Below are 17,492 nucleotides of genomic sequence, written 5' to 3'. Positions count from 1 at the left end.
ACCCCCGGCCGCCGCGGCACCATGAAGGTGCTCCGGCGAATCCGAGTGGGCGCCGACAGGTGCCTGCGTGCCACCGCCCGCCCATGCGGGCAGTGGCAGTAATGCGTGGAAACCGACAGTGATTGTCAGGTTCGGCGCCCCGGGTTTTGCGACCAGGCGTCGATCATTTTGATACAGGAGTGCATCCATGCTGGTCTTACGCCCAGTTGCGCCAGACGATTTGCCGGAGTTGCAACGGCTGGCCCGTGAAAGCCTGGTGGGGGTGACGTCCCTGCCGGACGATCGACAACACCTTTTGGACAAGATTCTCGACTCCTGCGCCTCCTTCGCCGCCAACGTGCAGGCTCCGGGGCCGGAGAACTATTTTTTTGTCCTGCACGACCCGGCCAGCGGCCAGTTGCGCGGCTGTTCGGAAATCCTCGCCATGGCCGGGTTTTGCGCGCCCTTCTACAGCCTGCGCAACCGGCCCTTCGTCAGCAGCTCGCGGGAGCTGAACGTGCAGCACGGCGTGCCGACCCTGTCGCTGTGCCAGGACCTGAGCAACCACAGCCTGCTGCGCGGCTTTCATATCGACCCGGACCTGGTGGGCACGCCGATGGCGGAGCTGCTTTCCAGGGCCCGCCTGCTGTTCATTGCCGCCCATGGCTCGCGCTTCGCCGACACCAGCATCACCGAGATCGTCGGCTACAGCAGCGACGACGGCCATTCGCCGTTCTGGGATGCCCTGGGCAAGCACTTCTTCGACCTGCCCTATGTCGAGGCCGAACGCCTGTGCGGCCTGCAAAGCCGCAGCTTCCTCGCCGACCTGATGCCGCAGTACCCGATCTACATCCCGATGCTGCCCAAGGCGGCCCAGGACTGTATCGGCCAGGTCCACCCGCAGGGTCGCGAGGCTTACGAGATCCTGCTGCGCGAGGGGTTTGAAGCCAACCACTATGTCGACCTGTTCGACGGCGGCCCAACGCTGTACGCCCGCCACAACGGCGTCCGCTCCATCCGCCAGAGCCTTATCGCCAACGCCTGCCCGGGCCAACAGAGCGGCAGCGGCCGGGCCTGGCTGGCGAGCAACGAACGGCTGGGGCAATACCGGGCCGCCCTGGTGCACCTGGACGAAGCACCGGGGGACCTGGTCAACCTTGACCCGCAAACCTTCCAGGCCCTGCACCTGCAAACCGGCGACCCGGTACGGCTGGTCGCCCTATGAAGAACCCCGGACACGTTTGCATTCGCCGCCTGAACAGGCGCGCAGAAGGAGCTGCATCATGATCGTTCGCCCGGTACGCGTGACCGACCTGCCCGCGTTGATGGCCCTGGCCCGGCGCGCAGGCCTGGGGCTGACCAGCCTGCCGGCCAACCAGGAGCGCCTGACCCACCGGATTCGCTGGGCCCAGCGGACCTTTGCCGAGCAGGTGGAACGGGCCGACGCCGACTACCTGTTCGTGCTCGAGGACGACGACCAGCAAGTGATCGGCATCAGCGCCCTGACCGGCGCCGTGGGCCTGCGCGAACCCTGGTACAGCTACCGGGTCGGCATGACCGTCAATTCGGCGCCGCACCTGGGCATCCGGCGGCAGATCCCGACCCTGTTCCTGAACAACGAAATGACCGGCCAATCGGAACTCTGCTCACTGTTCCTGCGCCCCGACCAGCGCCGTGACACCAACGGCCGCCTGCTGTCCCTGGCGCGCCTGTTGTTCGTCGCCGAGTTCCCGCACCTGTTCGGCGACAAGCTGATCGCCGAGCTGCGCGGCAAGGGCGACGAGAACGGCTGCTCACCGTTCTGGAACAGCCTGGGCCGGCACTTTCTGCAGATGGATTTCGTCCAGGCCGACCACCTGTCCAGCCTTGGCCACAAACCCTTTATCGCCGAACTGCTGCCGCGCCAGCCGCTGTACACCTGCCTGCTCAGCGAACCGGCCCAGGCCGCGATCGGCCAGGCCCACGAAAACGCCGAGGCGGCGCTGGCCATCCTGCGCCACGAAGGTTTTGCCCATCAGGGCCATATCGACATCTTCGACGGCGGGCCAGTGATCGAGGCCGAGCGGAGCAAAGTCCGCGCGGTGCGCGAAAGCCAGGTGCTGCCGCTGCTGGTCGGCACCCCGGACGACGACGCGCCGACCTGGCTGATCCACAACCGCCGGCTGGAAAGCTGCCGCGTCACCCGCGCCCGCGCTCGCCTGGTGTCCGGCTGCCTGCTGGTGGATCGCCTCAGCGCCAAGCGCCTGCAAGTGCAGCCCGGCGATCTGGTGCGCGCCGTGCCGCTGCTGGCCACCCAGGCCAAGGCGGTCGCGGCCGAAAGCCCAAGGACGGCGCTGGCCGATGCCTGAGCGGCGCCAAGGGCCGCATCGGACTCATTCGAGCTTGAACCCGTCATCCAGCGGCACCCGGTAGCCGTTGGCCAGGCGATTGGTTTCGTTGGCCATGCCGACCACCGCCTGCAATTCACCGAACATCGCCTCCGTCATCCCCGCCTTGCGCGCCGCGGCGGTGTGCGAAGCGATGCAATACGGACAGTTGTTGGTGACGCTGACCGCGACGTAGATCAGCTCCTTGGTCAGCGGATCCAGCGCCCCCGGCGCCATGATCTCCTTGAGGCTGTCCCAGGTACGACGCAAGGTCGGCGGATGGGCCGCCAGGCATTTCCAGAAGTTGTTCACCTGGTCGACCCGGCGGGTGCGCATGATGTCGTCGAACACCGCCCGCACTTCCGGGCTGGCGTCGACGTATTCGGTGAGGTGGCTGCTCATTGAAGGCTCCGCTGTGGGGGACGAGGCTTTCGAGTATAGGCAGAGGGATCGCAGGCCCCCGCAGCCATTCCCTTGTAGCCGCTGCCGAGCCTGCGAGGCTGCGATAGGACCGCAGGTCCTCCAGCGGTCTCGAGATCCTTGCGCCTGCTGCGCAGTCGATCGCAGCCTCGCGGGCTCGGCAGCGGCTACAGGTCCGGCCATGCAGACAATGCAGTGCGTCTATTCCTGCAATCAGCGCTTGGCCGACAGCTCCATGATCATCCGCGCCAGCAGATAGATCCGTGGTGCCACGCTCTCGACTTCGGCGTATTCCTCGGGGGTGTGGATATTGCCGCCGACGATGCCGAAGCCATCCAGGGTCGGCGTGCCGACGCCGGCCGAGAGGCTGGAGTCCGCCGCCCCGCCGCTGCCCTCGATGGTCAGCTTGCGCCCCAGTTCGCCGTAGATGCCCTGGGCCATGGCCACCAGTGCATCGGACTTCTCGGTCTGCGGCATCGGCGGCAAACCGCGCTGCAAGGTGGTCTTGACTTCGGTGTCGGCGATCAGCTTGTTGGCCGAGACCCGCACCAGATCCTTCTCGATGCGGTCGAACTCCTCCGGCACCGCCGCCCGCACATCTGCCTTGGCGGTGGCCTGGTCGGGAATCACATTGGTCCGGTCGCCGGCCTTGAGCACGGTGAAATTGATGGTGGTTTTCTTCTCTTCATCCCCCAGCTTGCCCAGTTGCAGGATCTGGTGCGCCGCCTCCATCGCCGCGTTGCGCCCCAGCTCCGGTGCGACGCCGGCGTGAGCCGCCTTGCCCTTGACCTCCACCAGCGCCGTGGCGCTGCCCTTGCGCCACACCACCAGGCCATCGGCCGGGCGCCCCGGTTCCAGGTTCAAGGTCACGTCGTGGGCCTTGGCGGTTTTCTTGATCAGCTCGGTGGCGATTTCCGAACCGGTTTCCTCGCTGGCATCGAGCAGGAAGGTGATCTGTGCATAGTCCTTGAACTTGAGGTTATCCAGGACCTTCAGCGCGTAGATCCCGGCGACGATGCCACCCTTGTCGTCCATCACTCCCGGGCCGTAGGCGCGACCGTCCTGGATACGGAACGGGCGCTCGGCCGCGGTGCCTTCCTTGAACACCGTGTCCATGTGCGCCATCAGCAGGATCCTGGCCTTGCCGGTGCCCTTGAGCGTGGCCAGCACATGGCTGCCGCCGGCCGTGCCGTTGGGGACTTTTTCGATGCTGGCGCCAAGCTTCTTCAGTTCGGCGATGGCGATGTCGCTCACCTGGTCCAGCCCCGCCTCGTAGCCGGAGCCCGAGTCGATATTCACCAGGCGCTCCAGCAGTTTCAGGGCGTCGCCCTGGTATTGCTGCGCATCGTTCTGCACTTGTGGGTGGGGGGCGGCGCTGGCGTGGGTGGCCAGCAGGCCAAGGGCGAGGGTCAGGCCGATACGGGCGGCCAGCAATGAGCGAGGGGGAGTCTGCGTCATGAATCGGTCCTTGTTTCGTGTCGGAAGGTGCCCGCCCACCCTACCTGACAAATTCGCCCCCCTCCATGCTGGCGCAATGCTCTGCGAACGGCCTTACAAGGAGTTCAGCAGGACCTTCGACGAGCAGCCGCCGCGGCGGCAGCTGACCTTGTTGCGGCCGGTGGTCTTGGCCTCGTACAAGGCCTGGTCGGCATCGTTCAACCAGTCCAGGGCATCGCTATGGTCCGGGGAATAGGCGGCCAGGCCGATGCTCAGGCTGACCTCCAGGGCCGGGCTCTGCTCATAGCCCAATCCGCCGAAACGGCAACGCAAAGCCTCCATCAGTTCGGCGGCATGCTCCAGCGGCACGTCCGGCAGGATCACGCAGAACTCGTCGCCGCCATAACGCCCGGCCAGGTCGCTGATCCGCAGGTTCTGCTTGAGCAGCTTGCTCAGCTGGCGCAACACGATGTCGCCGGCGACATGGCCGTAGGTGTCGTTGATGGCCTTGAAATGATCGATGTCGATCAGCGCGATGGCGCCGCCCTGGTTCGGGTTCGTCCCCTGGCGCCGGCAACGCTGGAACTCGATTTCCAACTGGTCCTTCCAGGCCCCGTGGTTGAGCAGGCCTGACAGGCTGTCGGTGCGGCTCAGGGCCAGCAATTCGCGCTTGTGCCGGGACAGGACATTGGCCTGCTGGTAGCAGATAAACCCCAGGGCCAGCGGATACAGGGTCAGCATCGGCAAGCAGGCATAAAGTTGCAGCGCACTGGTCTGGGCCTCGAACCCGATGCCGAACAGCAGCAGCCCGAGCGCGACCCCCAGCATCTGCGCCAGACAACCGGCCAGGAAAAAGGGCACGCCACCCAGGGCGATATTGTTCATCGCCATCAACGACAGGGTGGTGGTGGTCGGCAGCGGGTTGAAGTGCATGGCCGCCACCCAGAACCCACCGAGGAAGGCATCCACCAGCAGGTTGTGATGCTCGCCGCGAAACGGCACTGGCGAGCAGCGCGCCCACTGGTACGCCAGGTGCGGCCAGATGAACGCGTTGAACGACATGAACGCCCAGACCCAGGGCGATGGATGCAGCGGGTATATGCCCGCGGCCACGCAGAAGAACCCCAGGGCCAACCCCAGAATTCGCGTTTTGTACAGCCTCCTGGCCAGTGAAAGTCCCTTTCCTCCGTTGTGCGGCGTCAAGGCCAAGTCGCCTCCGTTGAACGGTACGCAAGCCATGGAATGCGGTCGTGTTCAGAAGTCTATCAGCGCAACGGCAAATCGCCATCACCGCTCAGCCCCCGGAAAGCGCTGCGGGTTGCCTGAGTGAAACCAGCGGATGCCATCGGTCCAGCTGCACGTAGCCACCCTGCCCGCCTGCATTCATTTGCAGAATGAAGTCCGGAAGAAACTTCGTTTGTCAGCACACCCCCGCGCCAACCAGAATCAGGCCCAGCCAACACCGCTACCCTCTTTGTCTCACTACGCCGGGAATCCTTGTTTATGAGCCTGCAGAGCTTCGTCAGCCCAGACCTGATCCGCCAACGTTTTTCACGGGCGATGTCGGACATGTACCGCGAGGAAGTGCCGCTGTACGGTGCCCTGATGGAGCTGGTGACCCAGGTCAACGCCGGGGTCCTGGGCAGCGACGAAAGGATCGCCCGCCAGCTGCGCAGCACCGGCGAAATCCAGCGCCTGGACCTGGAGCGCCACGGCGCCATTCGCGTCGGCACCGCCACCGAACTGGCGACCCTGGGCCGCCTGTTCGCGGTAATGGGCATGCAGCCGGTGGGTTATTACGACCTCACCCCGGCCGGGGTGCCGGTGCATTCCACGGCCTTTCGCGCGGTGCACGAAAGCGCCCTGCAGGTCAGCCCGTTCCGGGTCTTCACTTCGCTGCTGCGCCTGGAACTGATCGACAACCCGCAATTGCGTAGCTTCGCCGAATCGGTGCTGGCCCGCCGGAGCATTTTCACCCCGCGCGCCCTGGCCCTGATCGAACAGGCCGAAACCCAGGGCGGCCTCGACGACAACGCCGCCGGGGAATTCGTCGAGCAGGCCCTGGAAACCTTCCGCTGGCACCACAGCGCCACGGTCACGGCCGGGCAGTACCAGCAACTGAGCGCCCAGCACCGGCTGATCGCCGACGTGGTGGCGTTCAAGGGGCCGCACATCAACCACCTGACGCCGCGTACCCTGGACATCGACCAGGTGCAAGCGCTGATGCCGGCCCGCGGCATCACGCCCAAGGCGGTGATCGAAGGCCCGCCGCGCCGGGAATGCCCGATCCTCTTGCGCCAGACCAGCTTCAAGGCGCTGGAGGAAGCCGTGGCCTTCACCGACCAGCCCGACAGCTGCGGCAGCCACAGCGCGCGCTTCGGCGAGATCGAACAGCGCGGCGCCGCCCTCACCCCCAAGGGCCGGGCGCTGTACGACCAGCTGTTGAACGCCGCCCGCGACGCCCTGGGGGACTTTCCCAACGAAGCCAATGCCCAGCGCTACAACACCCTGATGGCCGAACACTTCCGCGCCTTTCCTGATGACCACGAGGCCATGCGCGAACAGGGCCTGGCGTACTTCCGCTACTTCGCCAGCGAACAAGGCCTGGCCGCGCGCGAACAGGCGGATCGACCGACGAACCTGGAGGCGCTGATCCACGCCGGGCATGTGCGGGCCGAGCCGCTGGTGTACGAGGACTTCCTGCCGGTCAGCGCCGCCGGGATCTTCCAGTCCAACCTGGGCGACGATGCGCAAAGCCATTACGCCGGCCACTCCAACCGGCAGGCTTTCGAGCGGGCCCTGGGGCGCCCGGCCATCGATGAACTGCAGCTGTACGCCGATACCCAACAGCGCTCGCTCCAGGCATGCGCCGCGGCGCTGGGCCTGCCGGCGCTCTGATTCTCCGTCCCACAGCATCAGCCAGAACGGCTGATGCTGGCCCTTTCCCGCCCCCGCCACCGGGCAATGGCTACAGGGTGTTTCGGCAGCCCTGATCGACAACATGCCGATACGAAACAGCCCGCCTCGCCCACTCCCCTCCTGCTTACCTTTCCATAACCCCTTCAAGCGCACCGTCAGTCGCCTGAGGGTCATCACTCCTTTCAATATTGTCTCTATATGGATACAGTCCCTCATGGATTACGAGATCCTGCAGACGACCGCCTTTGCCCGATGGCACACCACGTTACGGGACCTGCGCGCCAGGATAGCCATCGCTCGGCGTATCGAGCGGGCTTCGGCGGGCAACCTGGGCGATGTGAAAAACCTCGGCGGCGGTCTCTCGGAAATGCGCGTGAATATGGGCGCCGGCTACCGCATCTATTTCACGCTTCGCGGCAATACGCTGATCGTCCTGCTGCTGGGCGGCGACAAGTCCACCCAGCCTGCCGATATCTGCCAGGCCCGTTCCCTGGCCAAGGAGTTCTGATATGTCCGACACACTGCTTGCCTTCGACATCGCCACCCTGCTCGACAGCGACCAGGCGATCAGCGAATACCTGTCCCAGGTCCTGGCCGATGGCGATACCGATGAACTGATCCGCGCCTTGGGCCATGTCGCCAGGGCCCGGGGCATGACGCAGATTGCCAAGGCCACCGGCCAGGGCCGGGCCAGCCTCTACAAGGCTTTTGCCCCGGGTGCCAAGCCGCGCTTCGATACCGTGGTCAAGGTCATGCGCGCGCTGGGCCTGCAGCTGTGCACCACCGTGTCCCGAGGCTGAAGCCGACCCGGGCGGCAGGTAATGAAACAACAGGCTGTGTCGGTAAAGAGTCTTGCTGGAGAGAGCCGAGAGTGCTTGGCAACCGCTGGCAACAGGCGTCGAACCTGCGCGAGTCGCATGAACGCAATGGCGGAAATGGTGGGGCGGAAACCCCGAAGAGGGTGTTCGCCCAGTGCTCTGGCCTGGCAATCCATGCACCGGTAAAGAGCCCTTGCACCGGGCGAACGAGAACTATTTTAATCGAACGACAAAAGAAAGTCCGTGCACATATTCTGAAGAATTCTGAACACAAAGCTGGCGGAATTTTTTTTATTTCGCTCACCTTCGTTCAACTCCCCGCACGGACCTCCCGAGATCCGCGCGCCGGCCGCCACAACGACCAGCGCCCGGTCTCAATCAACCTTCGTGCTGCGTCGTAACTTGCAACACATCGGTGTAGGTCACCACCACGCTCTGGCCGACCTTGAGGTCTTTCAGCCGGGCCTGGACTTCCGGTTTTTCCACGGCCAGGACCTTCTTGTTACCCGCCGGCCCCTGGAAGGTCAGCTGGTTGTTCTTCAGGTCGATGTCGGTGATCTTCAGTTGCACCTGCACCTGGCGATAGGCTTCGCCGCCCGGGTTGGGGTTGTCCTTGGTGGCGCGAATCACCCCGGTGCGCTCAGCGGAATCCGGCAGGCCTTTTTCCACATTGGTGTCCAGCACCGCCACCACCGCGTGAGTGACCCGCACATTGACCTGGTCGCCCACCTTCAAATGCCCCAGGTCCTTGGCCTGATCGCTGAGTTGCACATGCACCGGTTGGCCCTGCGCGCCTTCCAGCACCACGCGATGCTTGGCGGCATCCACGGAGAGCACCTTGGTCACCAGTTCATCGGCCTCCACGGTACCGGCCAACGGAATGTCGGCGGCGTAGGCATGCAGGCTGGCAGCAGACAACAGAGTGGCCAAGGCAACGGCTTTGGCCAGAGAGTGAAGCGGCTTCATAGAAGTTCATCCCTGTAATTGAAGACAAGACCCGCGCCGTTCAGGCGCGCGGTGCCGCTTGAGCATAGACGCGGTCCGGAACGACGTTGGTAACTCCCATCGATTTGTTGCACGCAGCCAGTCTCAGTAACCGGTCATTTCCAGATAACCGCTGCCGGCATGGCTGCCGCTCAATTGCACCGGCCCTTCCCAATAAGGAATGCGCAGGTTCATCCAGGCCTTGGGGTTGAGCGCCTCGGCATTGATATCCAGGCCGCGACCGGGAATGCGCAAACGCCAGCGGGTGGGCAGTGTGCGCCCCGCCACCTTGGAGTCCTCCAGCGGGGTGAGCTGGATATCGTCCTTGTGCAGGGTCTGGGTGCGGCCGTCGGGCTCGATCCAGGTGCCGGTGATGTAGGGCGGTTTGTGGTTTTCCCGCACGCGGAACAGCATCAGCCGTTCGCCGCTGTCCAGGTGCAGGGAGAACCAGTCCCACCCGCTCTGCCCGGCCGCCAGGGGCTGGCTGCTCCATTCGCGGTCGAGCCAGGCCGGGCCGCTGACCTGATAGGTCTGGCCGTCGATCTGCAGGCTGCCCTCGGCCTGGAAAAACGGCTGGCTGTAGTAATAGGACGCCTGGCCCTGTTCGGACTTGCGGCTGTAGCCCGCCTCGCCCTGGAGTACCAGGGGCCGGTCGCTGCGCAGTTGCAAGCGGTAGGCGAAACCCGCGCCGCTGGCTTGCAGTTGCATGTGCGCCAGCGGGTCGGCGTCGGCGGACTGGCTGCTGAAACTCCAGTCGTCGATCCAGGCCTTGAACGGCTGCGCGGTCACCCCGGCCTGCCCCACTCCGCCGCGGGCATAACGTTCGGCGGCGTGATGGGCAGTGGCCGAAGTCGCCGCGGCGTGGCCCAGCCAGACATTCGGCGCCTGCCAGCCGGGCTGGTCGGGTTCGGCGCGCAAGGCGCTGCGAAACAGCGTCCACTGCACGCCGAAGCGCTGGCCGTTGCTGGCCCTGAGGTCGGCGGTGAGGTACCACCATTCGATGCGAAAACCGTCATGCACGCCATGGTCCGCCGGGAAGCTGAACACCCGTCCCGGCACCACCTGGGTGAACGCCGCGGCGTCCTCGCCCAGGCCGGCGAAACCTTGCGCCGGCTCGTCGCCTTTATCGCAACCGCACAGGGCCAACACCAGCAACAGGCCAGGCAGCCGTTCAATCTTCATGGGCAAAGGTCCTGAGCAGATCCGCCGGCTGGCTGCGATACAAGCGCAGCAACGGCCAGGCCGATGCAAGCAAGGTGGCCAGCACCGCCAGGGCCAGCAGCTGCACCAGTTGCAGCGGGAACACCCGCAACGGCAGGCGCCAGCCGAAGGCCTGGACATTGATCACCGTGTCCAGGCACCAGGCCAGGGCGATGCCCAGGGGCAGCGCCAGGAGCAAGGTCAGCAGCGCCAGCAGCCAGGTCTGCCCGAGGTTGAGCAGCATCAGCTGGCGCCGGCTCACCCCCAGCGCCCACAGCGGTGCGAGCTGGCCGAGGCGACTCTGGCTCTGGGTCAGCAGGCTGATAAACAGCGCCACCCCGGCCACCCCCAGGGTCAGGCTGTTGAGCGCGGCGGTGGCGGCGAAGGTGCGTTCGAATACCTGGCTCGACCAGCCCTTGAGCTGCGCCTGCTCGACCATGCGGCTGTCGTCGAGACCGAAGCGCTGCTGCAAGGCACTGACCAGCGGCGCCACGGCGGCTGGCTCGATGCGCAGATTAAAGCGGTTGGGCGTCAACTGCGGCCAGTGCGCCAGCAAGTGCTCGGCATTCACCAGCAGATGGCCCCTGGGGTTGCCATAGTCGGCATAGATCGCCACCACTTGCGGCGCCCAATGCCCCCCGGGCACAGGGATATCCAGCCGATCGCCCAGCCGCACCTTGAGCCGGCGCGCCGTCTGCTCGCTGAGCATCAAGGTGTCGGCGCTGGACAGCTGGGTCCAGGGCTGCTCGCCCAGGGCTTCGAGCAAGGGCCAATGCTGGCGGTAGCTGGCATGCTCGATCACCCCGTACAAGTCCGCCGGCCAGCCTTGCAGTTGCAGCGCCACCTGCCAGACCGGCAGCACCGCGGCCACGGCAGGCTGCTCGGGCAGCCAGCGTTGCAGCTCCCGCGCCTGCGCCGGGGTCTGCGGGTTGATGTACAGCTCGGCGCTCAGGCGTTGCTCGAGCCAGTCGGCGAAGGTCTGGCGAAAACCGGCGGTCATGCTGCCGGCGCCGATATTGGCGGCGAGCGCCAGCAGCAGCGCCATCAACGCCAGGCTCAGGGCCGGCAACTGCTGCCGGCAATCGGCGAGAAACCACTGCCCGAGCACCGAACGGCTGCGCCCGAGCAGCGCGCTGAGCAACCCATTGAGCAATACCGGCAGGCCCAGGGCCGCGCCCAGCAGCAAGCCGGCCATCAGCACGAAACCGCTGCCCAGGCTGTCGCCCCAGGCCCAGGCCGCGCCCGCCAGTACGATCAGGGCCGTGGCGACCCAGGCCTGACGCCGCAGCCAGCGTGCATGCGCCTGATGCCAGGCCTGGGGATCGGCCAGCGCCAGCAACGGCAGGCGCGCCGCCCGCAGCAGACTGTTGGCCCCCGCCAGCAAGGCGCCGAGCAGGCTCAGACCGATGCCGCCCAACCACCACCCGGGGCTCAGGCTCAACTGCCCCGCCACCTCGGCGCCATACAGGCCGCGCAGGCTGGCAGCGACATCCGGCAGCAGCACGCTGGCCAGCAGGTACCCGCTAAGCACCCCGGCCAGGCCACCGAGCAAGGCCAGGCCACCGAGTTCGACACACAGGCAGGCGATCAGCATCCGCGCGCTGACCCCGCAGGCACGCAGGGTCCGCAGCAGGCCGCGCCGCTGCTCCAGGGCCAGGCCGATGGCGGCGTGCACGATAAACAGGCCGACCAGGAACGACAGGAAACCCAGGGCATCGAGGTTCAGGTGAAAGCTCTCGGTCAGGCGCGCCAGATCGTTTTCCTCACTGCCGCGCTTGAGCACCAGCAGGCCCTTGAACGCATCGGGCAAGGCCGGCGCGCTGGCGGCGAAATCCGCCGGCAACAGCAGCCGTGAGATCTGCTGCGGCAAGCCCAGCAGCGGCTGGGCAAAACCGATATCCACCAGCAGCAGCCCCGGCGCCATGTCCGCCTGGCTGTGCAGCGGCGGCAGTGACTGGCCGCTCGCGGTCACCGGCCGATCGCCTTCGCGGTAGCCGAGGGCTTCCAGGGTTTGCGGGGCGATCCAGGTGCTGCCCGGCGGGCTGACGAATTCGACCATCCGCGCGGAATCCAGCACCTGGCCGGCGACCGCCGCACCGGCCGGCAACGACAGCGGCTCGATCCCGAGCAATTGCAGGCGCTGCTGTGCATGGCTCTTGAGCGTCAGCCGGCCTTGCACCACCGGCGACACCGGCCAGCCGGCCCGGCGCAGGCCGACGAACAGGTCCTGGGAAAACGGCGCACCATTGGCCGTGGCCAGGCTGGCCTGGGGCGCGCCGCCGATCAACTGGCTGGCCTTGGCGTAACTGTCCCGCGCCTGGCTGTTGAGCGCCTGCACCCCGGTCAACAGGCTGGTGGCCAGCCACAGCCCGGTCAGCACACTGAAGAACTGCACCGGGTGCCGCCGCCAATGGCTGAGCAGCGCCCGCAGGCTGTGCCAGAACACCCGCACCTCAGCGCTCGCCCGCGCCGGCCAGACGCCCGCCATGCAGCAGCGCGATCCGCCCCAGGCGACTGGCGACGCGCTGGCTGTGGGTGACCATCAACAGGCTGGTGGGCGTCTCGGCCAATAGCTCCAGCAACAGCTGCAGCACGTCGTCGCTGGTGGCTTCGTCGAGGCTGCCGGTGGGTTCATCGGCCAACAGCAGCCGCGGTTTGCCGGCCAGGGCGCGACCCAGGGCCACCCGCTGTTGCTGGCCGCCGGACAGTTGTTCCGGGTAGCGCCGCAGCAGGTCCCCCAGGCCCAAACGCTCCACCAGTTGCGCCTGCCAACGCCCATCGAAACGCCCGGCCAGCCGCGCCTGGAACCCCAGGTTGTCCTCCACCCGCAGGCTGCCGATCAGGTTGAACTGCTGGAACACCAGCCCGACTTCGGTGCGCCGCCAGTTGGCCAGCTGGTGTTCGTTCATCCGCTCCAGCTGCTGCCCGCCGATGCGGATGCTGCCGCCATCGACCTTGTCCAGGCCAGCGATCAGATGCAGCAAGGTGCTCTTGCCACTGCCCGACTCGCCCATCAGCGCCAGGCTGCCGCCCTGCTCCAGGTGCAGGTCGACCCCCTGCAACACCATCAACGGGCCCTGGGGCGTGGCGTAGCTTTTGCGGACGGCGTGTACATCGAGCATGGGTGGGCTCTGGCAACGGAAGGAAGGCTCAAGGATAGCGCTTGTCAGAGCACGAGGGTTTGCGCGCGCAACTCCGCCCAGGGTTCGACCTGCGCTCAGCGGTATTAAAACGGACTGTTCGAACCGCGGATGGGCAGTGGCTGCCCATCCTGGCTAAAAGCGACCCATGGAAGTGACTGCGACGCCGCGGCGGCCTGCTGGGTGAACCCTGTCCGGCGCAGCGTCGTTCCCGCAGGCCTGCTCCATGAGCAAGCCTTTGTCGGGGGTCGTTACTTCGGTTGCTCCACGGTACGCAGATAGGGCTTCAACGTCTTGAAGCCTTGCGGGTATTTCTTCCGGGCGTCCTCGTCGGATACCGAGGTAGGAATGATCACGTCCTCGCCCGGGCGCCAGTTCACCGGGGTGGCGACGGTGTGCTTGGCATTCAGTTGCAGGGCATCGAGCAGGCGCAGCACTTCATCGAAATTGCGCCCGGCGCTCATCGGGTAGACCAGCATGGCCTTGACCTTCTTGTCCGGGCCGATGATGAACACCGAACGCACGGTGGCGTTCTCCACGGCAGTGCGCGCGCCACCACTGGCATTGGGGTGGATCATGTCGTAGAGCTTGGCCACCACCAGGTTTTCGTCACCGATCATCGGGTAGTTGACGGCATGCCCCTGGGTCTCCTGGATGTCGCCGACCCAGGCCTTATGGTCGCTGACCGGGTCGATGCTGAGCCCGACAATCCGGGTATTGCGTTTGTCGAACTCCGGCTTGAGCCTGGCCATATAACCGAGCTCGGTGGTGCACACCGGGGTGAAGTCCTTGGGGTGGGAGAACAGGATTGCCCACTTATCGCCGATCCACTCGTGGAAGTGCAGCGGACCTTCGGTCGTGTCGGCAGTGAAATCGGGTGCTTCGTCGCCAATGCGGATTGCCATGGTTGGTCTCCTTGCAGTGACTGGGAGGGGTAGTTGTCAGGGAACTGACGGCTGTTGCGGCGGCGTTCGGGTACGGCTGAACCTGTCGGCGCGAATGAGTATAGGAGACACATCAGGCAAGGCGAGCGCAGACAAAAAAGCCCGGCAGTGTCGCACTGCCGGGCTTTGGTCTCAGGGTAGGCCTTCAAAACCGGTAGTTGGCGCTCAGTTCCAGGGTGCGTGGCGCGCCCGGCGTGATCAGGTCCACCGAGCCATGCGCCGAGGCGTAATAGTCTTTGTCGAAGACGTTACGCAGGCGCAGGGCCATGTCCCATTTCGGCAGGTTGTACAGCAAGGCCGCGTCCACCGTGGTGTAGGCCGGCATGACCACCTGGTTGTCCAGGGCGGTGTAACGGTCATCGACATAGTTCGCTCCCATGCCGACACGCCACTCCTGGGTCAAGGAACGCACCAGCCACAGATTGGCGCTGTGGCGCGGGGTCAGGGTCGGGGTCTGGCCTTCGTTGGCGACCCCGTTGGTACGGCTGTTGGACTTGGTGATCTCGGCATCCAGGTAGGCGTAGCCGGCATAGACCTGCCATTTGTCGCTCAACTGTCCGCTGGCGGTCAGCTCCAGACCATCGGTACGCTGCTCACCCGCCAGCACCAGCTTGCTCGGGTTCGCCGGATCGGTGGTTTTCATATTGGTGCGTTCCAGGCGGAACAGCGCCGCGGTCAAGGCCAGGCGATTGTCGAACAGGTCCCACTTGCCGCCGATCTCGAAGTTGGTGGTTTCTTCCGGCTCCAGGTCCTGGTTGCTGGTGCTCAGGGCAAACATTTCCGCGGACGGCTGGTAGGAACGGCTGACCGAGATGTAATAGGACTGGATGGGATCAGGCTGATAAACCAGGCCGACGCGCGGGCTCCAGGTGGTGTCCGTGCGGGACAGGCTGCTGTGGGTCAGGTCGTCGGAGTATTCCTGGTCGAACACGTCATAGCGCACGCCCACCAGGGCTTTCCAGTGTGGCGTCAGTTCGATCAGGTCCTGCACGTAGAACCCGGCGGTGTCCTGGGTGTTGCTGCCCTTGGCGGTCTGCCGGTTGGCCTGGAACGGCACATCGACCAGGGCATCGCGATACACCGGCACCTGCGCCACGTTGGACTGGCTGAACACCGACTGATCCTTCACCTGGCGCCCCAGCTCCACCCCATAGAGCAGGCTGTGGTTCATCCCGGCGAGCACGGCCTGTTGCTTGAGTTCGGTCTGGTTGAACCAGCCGTCTTCCTTGCGCTGCACATTGCCACGGTTGAGCTTCACCAGCAGTTCGCCATTGGGCGCGGTGACAAAGCGCGTCGGGCTGGAGTCGGCGAGCGTGTTGTTGCGATCCAGGTCGTAGTGGTAGTAGCGGCTGGTGTTGCTCAGGCTGAAATCGTCGTTGATGCGGTAGTCGATACCGGCCGTGAACGAGAACACCTCGCTGCGGGTGTAATCGTCATCCGGGTCGGCGGAACCGAAGCGCTTGTCGCGGTCCACATCGACCGGGCGATTGCCGCGCGCCGGGATACCGAAGTCTATCAGGCGCTTGTCGTACAGATAGGTCGCGCCCAGGTTCAGCTCCAGATCGTCCGAGAGCTTGAAGTAGGCCGACGGCGCGATGGCCTTGCGGTCGATATAGCCGTCATCGCGGAAGGTGTCGCTGTTCTCCAGCGCCCCGGTGACACGGAAAGCCTTGTCGTTGTGCTGCTGGTCAGCCCAGCCGGCATCGAACTGCGTGCGCTTCTTACCCTCGCTGTCGAAACTGACCCCCACTTCCTGCTTGGGAGCAAAGTTGGGCTTCTTGCTGATGCTGTTGATCAGGCCACCGGATGAGCCGCGACCATAAAGCACCGCCGCGGGCCCCTTGATCACCTCCACCCGCTCGACATTGGACAGGTCGCGGAAATACAGGGCGTCGTCGCGTATGCCGTCGACGTACATATCGCCAATGGCACTGAAGCCACGGATGGTGACCTGATCGCGCTGACCATCGCCATTGGACAGGCCGACCCCGGGGACATTTTTCAGCACGTCCTCCATCGACTGCGCGCCCTGATCCTTGATCACGCTCTGGGGGATCACGTTGACGGTTTGCGGGATATCACGCAGCGGCGCATCGATCTTCAACGCACTCCTGCTCTCGGTCGGCATGTAGCTCTGCTCGCTGTACTCACTGTTCACAGCGGTGGCCGGAAGGGTTAGAGCAGACTCCGTTTCTGCCTGTAGATCAGGAACGACCAGAAGACCCAGCAACGACAGAGAGGCTGGGTAAATGCGCGATGAGACCACCATGGATACCTTTTTTTGTAGGAATTATCTGAAGATCGCGCGAATGATAACGATTATCTTTTGTAAGTAAATACAAACGATTACAATTTTTAATATTGACAGCGTTTGGGGCGGGCGTCTCGATTTGGCGGGGGCGCTGTTCAGCTTCAGCTCGTGCTGGTACGGCGCTTATTGCATAGGCAGGAAACTCATTGGTGGCAGGCTTTGCGCGTGGTTCAGGCCGAGGCGCCGGTGGTGTTCGTCGCAGCCCTGCCGGCTGAAACCCTCGAGGCCCATAGGCGGCCCCTGAACCAACGCCGCCCCTATCGGCCAGGGGCAACGAACTATTAGTATTGCGGCCCTTTTCTTCATCGCAGGACGCACAGATGAATTACACCCAGGCCCAACTGAAATACCGGCTGGCCATCGCCGCAGGCGCATTGCTGTTTACCGGCGCCTTGATCTCCACCGTGTTTTCCACCCTGAAAATGCTCCACTGGCGCCTGGACAGCTACACCACCGCCGCGGCGACCATCAACCGCCCGATCAAGAACTTCATGTTCACCGTCTACGAAAACACCCGCCCCCTGGACTGGTTCTGGGACAACAGCCCAACCCCCGACTTCATCCGCCTGAGCAACCCGCCCCACTGGAAATTCCTGGTGATCTACCTGCTGATCTTCATCGGCGCCGCCCTGTTCACCTGGGGCCGGACCCTGATGCGCAAAGTCGAAGCAGTCGAACCGCTGATCCAGGCGCGGCTCAATGCCCCAGCGGAGGAAGGTGTCGCGGTCATGACGTTGCAGCAACTGGAAGAGTCGACCCCGGTGGAAGCTGTGCCTTCGTTCTTTTCGCAGGTTCGGGTGCTTTGTGTGCTGCCGGTGGGGATTGGGGTGGGTTACGTTGGGGTGTTGTGGATGTTGCACATTCTGTGAGGCCGGTAGTGGTGGATTGAGGGCAATTCCCTCGCTGTTGCACTGGCAGACTTCTTTTTGGTCGGCATACATGCACCTCTAGCGACATGTTATGCCCGAACACAA

General features: G+C 64.9%; 15 protein-coding genes. 6 read left to right on the top strand and 9 right to left on the bottom strand.

Annotated elements, in window-relative coordinates; all coding sequences use genetic code 11:
- Nucleotides 1-187 precede the first annotated feature (187 nt).
- Nucleotides 188-1,204, top strand: coding sequence for an arginine N-succinyltransferase (locus AC07PQ_RS05510; protein ID WP_493185187.1), 1,017 nt, complete (start codon nucleotides 188-190; stop codon nucleotides 1,202-1,204).
- A gap of 58 nt (nucleotides 1,205-1,262) precedes the next feature.
- Complete coding sequence (gene astA / locus AC07PQ_RS05505) at nucleotides 1,263-2,327, top strand: arginine N-succinyltransferase (RefSeq protein ID WP_493185188.1); 1,065 nt, start codon at nucleotides 1,263-1,265, stop codon at nucleotides 2,325-2,327.
- Between the two features lie 24 nt (nucleotides 2,328-2,351).
- Here astA and AC07PQ_RS05500 read toward each other — a convergent pair whose 3' ends face one another.
- The 3 genes from AC07PQ_RS05500 to AC07PQ_RS05490 all read right to left on the bottom strand — a co-directional run bounded on the left by AC07PQ_RS05500 (nucleotide 2,352) and on the right by AC07PQ_RS05490 (nucleotide 5,441).
- Nucleotides 2,352-2,747, bottom strand: coding sequence for a carboxymuconolactone decarboxylase family protein (locus tag AC07PQ_RS05500; RefSeq protein WP_007932579.1), 396 nt, complete (start codon nucleotides 2,745-2,747; stop codon nucleotides 2,352-2,354).
- A 231-nt stretch (nucleotides 2,748-2,978) separates the two neighbouring features.
- The gene (locus AC07PQ_RS05495) at nucleotides 2,979-4,223 is read right to left on the bottom strand and encodes a M20/M25/M40 family metallo-hydrolase (protein WP_493185189.1); all 1,245 of its coding nucleotides are present in this window, start codon (nucleotides 4,221-4,223) and stop codon (nucleotides 2,979-2,981) included.
- A gap of 93 nt (nucleotides 4,224-4,316) precedes the next feature.
- A complete protein-coding gene (locus AC07PQ_RS05490; protein WP_052034467.1) occupies nucleotides 4,317-5,441 on the bottom strand; it encodes a diguanylate cyclase in 1,125 nt (374 codons plus the stop codon).
- Nucleotides 5,442-5,705: 264 nt separating this feature from the next.
- Here AC07PQ_RS05490 and hglS point away from each other — a divergent pair, with 264 nt between their 5' ends.
- The 3 genes from hglS to AC07PQ_RS05475 all read left to right on the top strand — a co-directional run bounded on the left by hglS (nucleotide 5,706) and on the right by AC07PQ_RS05475 (nucleotide 7,921).
- Nucleotides 5,706-7,100 (top strand): 2-oxoadipate dioxygenase/decarboxylase HglS, encoded by a 1,395-nt coding sequence (hglS, locus tag AC07PQ_RS05485; protein WP_493185190.1) that lies wholly within the window; start codon nucleotides 5,706-5,708, stop codon nucleotides 7,098-7,100.
- A 235-nt stretch (nucleotides 7,101-7,335) separates the two neighbouring features.
- A complete protein-coding gene (locus AC07PQ_RS05480) occupies nucleotides 7,336-7,629 on the top strand; it encodes a type II toxin-antitoxin system RelE/ParE family toxin (RefSeq protein WP_492571496.1) in 294 nt (97 codons plus the stop codon).
- 1 nt (nucleotide 7,630) lies between these two features.
- Nucleotides 7,631-7,921, top strand: a complete 291-nt coding sequence (locus AC07PQ_RS05475; RefSeq protein WP_007923531.1) for an addiction module antidote protein — start codon at nucleotides 7,631-7,633, stop codon at nucleotides 7,919-7,921.
- 396 nt (nucleotides 7,922-8,317) lie between these two features.
- Here AC07PQ_RS05475 and AC07PQ_RS05470 read toward each other — a convergent pair whose 3' ends face one another.
- From AC07PQ_RS05470 to AC07PQ_RS05445, 6 genes are all read right to left on the bottom strand, one after another.
- Nucleotides 8,318-8,905 carry a hypothetical protein gene (locus AC07PQ_RS05470; RefSeq protein ID WP_007923530.1) on the bottom strand — a complete coding sequence of 196 codons (588 nt, stop codon included), beginning with the start codon at nucleotides 8,903-8,905 and terminating at the stop codon, nucleotides 8,318-8,320.
- 123 nt (nucleotides 8,906-9,028) lie between these two features.
- Nucleotides 9,029-10,105, bottom strand: a complete 1,077-nt coding sequence (locus AC07PQ_RS05465; RefSeq protein ID WP_493185191.1) for a lipocalin-like domain-containing protein — start codon at nucleotides 10,103-10,105, stop codon at nucleotides 9,029-9,031.
- Entirely contained in the window at nucleotides 10,095-12,611 is a 2,517-nt protein-coding gene (locus tag AC07PQ_RS05460) for an ABC transporter permease (protein WP_493185192.1), read from the bottom strand. Before AC07PQ_RS05460 ends, AC07PQ_RS05465 begins: the two co-directional genes overlap by 11 nt.
- Nucleotides 12,577-13,245 carry an ABC transporter ATP-binding protein gene (locus tag AC07PQ_RS05455; RefSeq protein ID WP_493185193.1) on the bottom strand — a complete coding sequence of 223 codons (669 nt, stop codon included), beginning with the start codon at nucleotides 13,243-13,245 and terminating at the stop codon, nucleotides 12,577-12,579. Before AC07PQ_RS05455 ends, AC07PQ_RS05460 begins: the two co-directional genes overlap by 35 nt.
- Before the next feature lie 269 nt (nucleotides 13,246-13,514).
- Nucleotides 13,515-14,168, bottom strand: coding sequence for a peroxiredoxin (locus AC07PQ_RS05450; RefSeq protein ID WP_493185194.1), 654 nt, complete (start codon nucleotides 14,166-14,168; stop codon nucleotides 13,515-13,517).
- 184 nt (nucleotides 14,169-14,352) lie between these two features.
- Nucleotides 14,353-16,476 carry a TonB-dependent receptor gene (locus tag AC07PQ_RS05445; RefSeq protein WP_493185195.1) on the bottom strand — a complete coding sequence of 708 codons (2,124 nt, stop codon included), beginning with the start codon at nucleotides 16,474-16,476 and terminating at the stop codon, nucleotides 14,353-14,355.
- A 362-nt stretch (nucleotides 16,477-16,838) separates the two neighbouring features.
- On the opposite strand from AC07PQ_RS05445, the gene AC07PQ_RS05440 reads away from it, so the two are divergent.
- Nucleotides 16,839-17,387, top strand: coding sequence for a YniB family protein (locus AC07PQ_RS05440; RefSeq protein ID WP_493185196.1), 549 nt, complete (start codon nucleotides 16,839-16,841; stop codon nucleotides 17,385-17,387).
- Nucleotides 17,388-17,492: the final 105 nt, after the last annotated feature.

The sequence above is a fragment of the Pseudomonas sp. GW821-FHT09E12 genome (assembly GCF_059416085.1).
This window is presented reverse-complemented; position numbering and strand designations above follow the sequence as displayed.